The 3,141-nt window shown below is 66.2% G+C and carries 5 protein-coding genes; 1 reads left to right on the top strand and 4 read right to left on the bottom strand.

Annotated features, from left to right (window positions below; translation table 11 throughout):
* Positions 1-419 precede the first annotated feature (419 nt).
* Genes FNH09_RS45670 through FNH09_RS45685 form a run of 4 tightly spaced genes read right to left on the bottom strand, consistent with a single transcriptional unit; the run spans position 420 to position 2,376 of the window.
* Positions 420-599: a DUF397 domain-containing protein gene (locus tag FNH09_RS45670; protein WP_152895760.1), complete on the bottom strand. Its 180-nt coding sequence runs from the start codon at positions 597-599 to the stop codon at positions 420-422.
* 11 nt (positions 600-610) lie between these two features.
* Entirely contained in the window at positions 611-1,465 is an 855-nt protein-coding gene (locus FNH09_RS45675; protein ID WP_152895761.1) for a helix-turn-helix domain-containing protein, read from the bottom strand.
* A 7-nt stretch (positions 1,466-1,472) separates the two neighbouring features.
* Positions 1,473-1,997, bottom strand: a complete 525-nt coding sequence (locus tag FNH09_RS45680) for a DUF6879 family protein (protein ID WP_162470098.1) — start codon at positions 1,995-1,997, stop codon at positions 1,473-1,475.
* Entirely contained in the window at positions 1,975-2,376 is a 402-nt protein-coding gene (locus FNH09_RS45685) for a hypothetical protein (RefSeq protein WP_162470099.1), read from the bottom strand. Before FNH09_RS45685 ends, FNH09_RS45680 begins: the two co-directional genes overlap by 23 nt.
* Positions 2,377-2,693: 317 nt before the next feature.
* On the opposite strand from FNH09_RS45685, the gene FNH09_RS50375 reads away from it, so the two are divergent.
* On the top strand, positions 2,694-3,141 hold a 448-nt coding region (locus FNH09_RS50375; RefSeq protein ID WP_420802844.1), incomplete at its 3' end, for an ATP-binding protein.

The following is a 3,141-nucleotide window of genomic DNA, read 5'->3' on the forward strand; positions in this document are numbered from 1 at the left end:
GCCCAAGCCAGGATGAACGCGGACTGCACGAGAACGGCCACCCCGCAGCAAGTCGTCGGCTTCGCCCGCTGCCTGCAGTGCCCGCACCAGAGTCTGCTGCGTCTGGTCGACTTCACGCAGGGCGAAGAACTCAATCCGTCCAGCAAGCAGCCAGGTTCGGCGAGAGCGGCTGCTTGTGCGCTCCGGAGCCTGCCCGACCGTCTACCTGGCAGCACAAAGCCCAGCGCTGCCTGGGCCACAGCGGCCAGATGCAGCGACGAGGGGACCGTTTCGGGCGCAGCGTGCAGGCAGCTGCTGGCGTGACAGGGACCATGCCGCCGGGTCCCCTGCACGTCTGTCCTGTACTTTCACGTCGCTGTCACGCAGCAACTGCTAGTTCGTGGCCGGTTTTTCCGGAAAGCCCTGCGCTTTCGGGCGCCCTACTGCCGTTTGACGTAGCTTACGAAGGCTTTCCAGTTCGACGGCTGCGCACAGATGACACCGTGCCCTCGGGCTTTGGTGTCCCGCACCATGACGACGTCCGGATCGTTGTCGGCGACCTCTACACAGGAGTCCTGGGTGGTGTAGGTGCTGGTGTGCCAGTTGGGTTTCTCGGGCAAGGGGTTGGCTCCTAGTCGGTCGGCATCCGGTCGAAGTGCTGGATGGCGGTGAGGATGATGTCCCGGACGGTGGTGCCGTACACCGCTGACCGCTGAAGAAGGGCGAAGGCTTTGGCGTACAGCTCGATTTCCCTGGGCTGGGAGACGGAGAGTTCCGCAGAGTAGGTCTCGACGAGGACGAGCTTGTCGTCGAACATCGAGAACGAGTTGCCGGGCCAGATCGCAGCCGGGGCGGAGCGGGGGACGATGCCGAGGCTGAGCCGGGGCAGACGCATCACCGCCAGGAGGCGATCGAGCTGTCCCTTCATCACGTCGGGGCCGCCGAAGTTGGTGTAGAGGGCCTGTTCGCCGAGGAGGACGTTGAAGATCCGCTCGCCCTGGTAGAGGTATTGCTGGCGCTGGAGGCGCTTGGCGACGGCCGCTTCGGTGTCGTCGGGGATCTCGTAGTAGTTGACGACCTGCTCGAAGACTTTGGCGGCGTACTCCGTGGTCTGCAGCGTTCCCCACACGACGGTGGGGTGCCAGATGCGGAACACCTTGGTTCTGGCGTAGACGGGGATGGCTTTGTGCTGCCGTCTCTCGGCTCCGGCCTGGAGCTGGCGGCGCCATTCGAGCCACAGCTCGTCGACGTGGCGGACGATCGCGATCAGGTCGCCCAGCTGGTCGTGCTGGCCGGTCCTCTCGCACCAGATACGGATGTCGTCCTCGCTGGGGCGCTGCTTTCCGTGCTCGATGCGTGAGACCTTGGACTCGTGCCATGCGGTGGCGTGCGCGAAGGCCCGGCCGCTGGTGAATCCGGCGTCCTTGCGGAAGCCGCGCAGCCGGGCGCCGAGCGCTTGGAGTGCCTCGTCTACCTGTGTGGTCATGGATGGTTCAGCGCTTGTACTCGGTGTGGGGGATGGCGTTGGCCCACAGCAGGTCCCGCAGGTGTACGCACCGGGCGACGGCGTCCGGATCTTCGATGATCTGCGATCCGAGGACGCGGCCGTCTGCGTCGAAATGCCCCACGGCCAGGAGCCGGTCGTCGAACAGCCACCAGTCCCGCCCGTCGAAGGGGAAGGCGACGCCCGTCGGCAGGAGATGCCGGGGCAGCCAGCGGACGGCCTCGCCAGCATCCTCGTTCATGGCCGTGATGGTGTGTTCCCACTGGATGTAGGGGGTCAGAGGTTCGGTCACGACCCGGACCCTGCGCACCGTCATGCCGCGCCGGGTGGTCTGCTGCATGAGCTGGGTCCAGGGCGTGAGGTAGGTGTAGTCGACGTCCCCACCGTCGAGCCAGCTCTGAAACGGTCCCACCTCGCCGGGCACGGAGTAGTCGTCCCGCAGCTCCAGATGGAACGCGTCGCGCTGGAAGCGTTCGAAGAGCCGGTTGCGCTCAGCGCTGGAGATCAGCTCCACGCGTTTCCTCCAGTAGGGCGGTGATCGCCTTCTTCGGCACCTCGACACAGCTCTCGTAGTCCGGGATCGACATCTGGGACAGGGCCTCCGCGTCGGTCACCGCCTTGCCCTGCACGACACAGGTGCCCTGCGCAGTGACGATCATGATCGGAGCCTCGAAACGCCGGAGGTCCCCAGCCGCAACGCCGTCCTGCTTCACATGCTCGAACAACTCGGTGGGCACCTCCACCGCGCTCTCGCCCTCGCCCACGTCGAGCTGCATCAGCAGCTCGTTCGCGAAGAGCCGCCAGCCCTGGACGATGTAGCTGTCCCGGTCGGTGGCGTACAACGTCGGGCAGTCGCCGCCAGTGGAGTTGGTGCCAAGGAATCGTAACTTCACGGTCTGTCCCCTGTCCTTGTCCTTGCTCGAATTTGCGCGACATATCGATCGTCAGCCTGGAGTAAGAGCCCGTCAATCGCCTTGCTGCAAACTCGCGCAAGCTTCTTGGGAGTTGGACGACAGCAGTCCTACCGTCGTGGCCAGTCGCCGGACAGCCGCCCGCACCACCACCCGGGCGCCGGCCCGCACCATCCCGGCGACGTGGAGGGCGCCCGGTCCTGCCTCCCCTGGCAGGGCCGGGCACACCGCGCCGGAGGGACAAACCCGTGATCACGACCGCCGCAGGACCCAATCTGCCCGACGTACCCGGATACAGCGTGCTCCTGCCGTGCGAGCCCGCGGCGGTACAGCGGGCCAGACGCTTCGTCTCCCGCGCGCTGGAGACCTGGAACATGCATCAGCTCACCGCCGACGCGCAGCTGATCGTGTCGGAGCTGCTGACGAACACAATCGACCACACGCCCTGTCCCACCGCAGCAGTCACCGTCCAGCGCCCGCTCACGCACCGCACCCGCCTCACCGTCACCGACGTCGGAGTCGGCATCGGCGTGCCGACGCTGTCACCTGCGGACGACACCAGTGAACGAGGCCGCGGCCTTGTGCTCGTCGAAGCCCTCAGCACGCGATGGGGATGCAACCTTCAAGAGGATCTACCCGCGCATGCTGGTCGGCTGCCTCGTGGGCGGTGTGATCATCGGTCTGCTGGGTGGCGTGAACACCAACGCCTTCGCCTTCACCTCCCTGCTGACCATCCCGGTCTTCGAC

It is taken from the genome of Streptomyces adustus, from assembly GCF_009377175.1.
GTDB classification, from domain to species: domain Bacteria; phylum Actinomycetota; class Actinomycetes; order Streptomycetales; family Streptomycetaceae; genus Streptomyces; species Streptomyces adustus.

What these genes read in the sequence shown, in the direction of transcription:
- FNH09_RS45675 (WP_152895761.1), bottom strand. Translation starts at nt 1,465, where the DNA reads ATGACCACACAGGTAGACGAGGCACTCCAAGCGCTCGGCGCCCGGCTG.